Source organism: Mesorhizobium sp. M7A.F.Ca.MR.362.00.0.0, from assembly GCF_004023175.1.
Classification (GTDB): Bacteria; Pseudomonadota; Alphaproteobacteria; order Rhizobiales; family Rhizobiaceae; genus Mesorhizobium.
The window spans coordinates 1,092-4,133 of record NZ_RZTF01000494.1 but is presented as its reverse complement, the minus strand read 5'-3'; the positions used below and the strand labels follow the sequence as shown (position 1 = coordinate 4,133).

3 protein-coding genes and 1 pseudogene are annotated in these 3,042 nt (G+C 61.0%); all 4 read left to right on the top strand.

The annotated features are described in order from the left end of the window. Positions 1-308: 308 nt before the first annotated feature. Positions 309-1,100: a site-specific integrase gene (locus EOC06_RS45050; protein WP_245330048.1), complete on the top strand. Its 792-nt coding sequence runs from the start codon at positions 309-311 to the stop codon at positions 1,098-1,100. Further along, complete coding sequence (locus EOC06_RS45045) at positions 985-1,623, top strand: hypothetical protein (protein ID WP_306462372.1); 639 nt, start codon at positions 985-987, stop codon at positions 1,621-1,623. The genes EOC06_RS45050 and EOC06_RS45045 overlap by 116 nt, the downstream gene beginning before the upstream one ends. Continuing rightward, positions 1,620-2,339, top strand: a complete 720-nt coding sequence (locus EOC06_RS44185; protein WP_245330047.1) for a hypothetical protein — start codon at positions 1,620-1,622, stop codon at positions 2,337-2,339. Before EOC06_RS45045 ends, EOC06_RS44185 begins: the two co-directional genes overlap by 4 nt. Before the next feature lie 124 nt (positions 2,340-2,463). After that, positions 2,464-3,042 (top strand): annotated as a pseudogene (locus EOC06_RS44180) (hypothetical protein); the annotation flags it as partial.

Below are 3,042 nucleotides of genomic sequence, written 5' to 3'. Positions count from 1 at the left end.
TCGCGAGTTTCGGGCCCACGAAGAGCTCGTGGCATTATCTTGACAGTCTGCACCGACTCTCCGTGTCTTGCTGGCGTCGATGCAACAGGACTGACGGAGGCGTTGTCCAGGCCGGCCGCAGCGCTCCCACATAGCTGGCGGAGGCCGGCCTGGATAGCGCCGGGCAAGTTGAACTCCTTCGTTGATGCTGGCTCCCGGATGGGGGTCCGGGGGAACGTTGAACAACTTGTGGACAATGTAGCGCCGGTTTCGAACATCACCATTCAGGAGCGCCGATCGGCTGACGGGCTTGATGCGCACACGTTCCCATGATCCTTAGGGATGGGGCACTCTACGATCCTGATCTGGATCGCTTCTTCCGCGACCTGCCTCTCAACGGCGTTCGTTCCCACCATTCTCTTCGTGCCTATGGCTATGACGTTCTTGTCTGGGTCCGTTTTCTTTCGGAAGCCTGCGCCAAGACGGTATGGCAGGCGGGTCGGCATGACGTCCTTGCCTATCACCGAGTTCGGCGCCGTGCGGAGGCCGGCCAACGCATCTCTGCTGCTTCCTGGAATCGTGCCGTCGCCTGCCTCGACCGTGTGTATCGATGGGGCGCCCAGGAGCGTCTCATTGCGGAAGCGCCGTTCACGCATCGGTCCGTGTGGAGGCAAGGGTATACTGGCCGGCGAGCGCGGATCTCGGCTCGCAACGATGCGTATGAACCTGCCGCGCGCCGCGCGGATGTCAGCTTCGTCACACTCGACGACTACCGGAGATTTCGGGATCTTGGCTTGAGAGGGCTACTGCCTGGTGGCGGAACGCGCCCTGGCGCCCGAGATCGCAACGGCATTCGCAATGCGCTGTTTTCAGATCTCCTGGTTACGACGGGCCTCCGGCTGGAGGAAGCTTCATTTCTCTTCGCATCCGATCTTGCTGTCGTTGGTCAGCCGCCATGCCGTCAGGTCTGGCTCGAGCTGCCCGATGCTTTGACCAAGGGCGATCGTGGTCGCCAGATACTCGTTCCCGCTCGGCTGCTCGAGCAGATGCGCCTATATCGCTGTCGAGCGCTCCCATGCTATTGCAAAGTTTCAGCGCCGTTCGGGGTGGCAATCACTTGACCGCCCGATCCTCGTACACCGGGAGCGGAGCAATTACCGGCTACGACTGCGTGACGGCGGCGACATCGCGCTTGACCTGCTCAGCCCCGAGGAACGCGGCCGGATCATTGTCTGCAACGACGACGGCACACCTAGCGAACCGGCGGTATTATGGCTCTCGGAGGTCGGCTTGCCGGTACAGCCGAACTCCTGGGAAGTCATCTTCGCCCGTGCTTCCGCGCGGTGCAGATCCTTCGGCTTCGACGTCAACATCAGTCCGCATCAGCTCCGCCATTCCTTTGCAGTTCATATGCTGGCGATGCTCATTCAGCATCGCCTCCGTGATGCGGCGTTGCCTGCCGGACCGATGGAGGGATACCGGCAAGTTCTCGGCGATCCTCTTCAGCAAGTCCAACGGCTCCTTGGTCATGCCAGTCTAGCAACGACCTACATCTACCTCGACCACATCGCGACACGCGCGGATACCGTCGATGCTGCGGTCGAGGAACTGCTCGCACTGCTTCCATCGGAGACTTCATTATGACGGGGCGGCCGCGCAAGGGAGCTCCAGTCCGTTTTGCACCAGCCGATGCCATTGCTACCGCACACGCCCGCGATCCGGTCCTCGGTCTGCGCTTCAACATCGAGGCGCGCTATGGCGGGAGCATCGACGTTGACCTTACCGGCCTGCATCCGCGACCTCTCGCCATCGCATTTGCCGGTGCTCTTCGCCGGCAGGCGGAGCTTGGTGGTTCGCTGGGGGCGCGGAGTACCATCAAGGGGCATTTAAATGCATGTCTTAGGTTCTTCGCGTATCTGCGCGAGCACTCGAAGGCAAAAACGCCCGCCGATCTGCGCGCTGACGATATCGACGGATATGAGGATTTCCTCGAAGCCGGCGGGATGAAGCCTATCTACCGGCACATCATTCTTGCCAAGGCTATTCTCGCCTTGCGCTCGATTGATGCCGACCAACCTGGCCTTCTCGATGAAGGGGTACGGCGTCGGCTAAGTTATACCAGCACACAATCCGCCGGCCGATCGCAACCGCGCGACGCCTACAGTCCGTACGTCGCAAGGCAGCTTCGCGATGCGGCCCGCGCCGACATCGGCAAGATCTTCAGACGCATCGGGAAGTCGCTCGATGATGATGAGGGCGACTCCAATCTTCGCAGAGTGACCGACGAAGCGAACGACAGGATCGTGGCCTCGGGCGCGCTCAGCAGCGGGGACAGAGCTTCCATCGCTTGTACTTCATGAGGGGACGTCGCGGTCTACCTGTCTCAACCTTGGCCGAAGACATCCACGGTCGTCATCATCTGCGGGCCACCGACATTCCACCGCTTCTGACCTTCCTGTCACTGGAGACCGGCCTGGAGATAGAATGTTGCAAGGCTTTGACGATCGACTGCCTCCAGAACCCGGACCTGGAACCATCGACATAGCCTATATCAAGCGACGCGCCCGAGGTGCTGAGCACAAACATATTCGTGTGCGTGACGGCGGGATCGGAACACCGGGTGGTCTCGTTCGCAAGCTGATCGAGGTGACGGCCTTTACGAGGCAGTTCGTCCCAAGCGATTGCCTTTGGCTCTATTACTATACCGGCCGGAAGCAACTCCGCGCAGGTGTCGATCATCCGCATGAACGCGTCGACCAATGGACCGGAAGCCATGGGATCGTCGATGACGATGGCCAGCCTCTTCGGCTCGTTCTTTCGCGATTGCGCAAAACCCACAAGGCGATCTGGTATCTGAAGACCGAGGGTCATATGGCCCGCTTTGCGGTCGGGCATACGCCCGAGATTGCCGCTCGACACTATGCGGACATTCCCTCGCTGCGCCCGCTTCATGAGGCCACCGTGGCGGAGGCATTTTCCGAAGTCGCCGCGGCCGCCGGCCCAATCATATTGGGGCCTCGCGACGAGGATTCCTGGCGCCAAAGCCACACCGCTTCGGAAAGG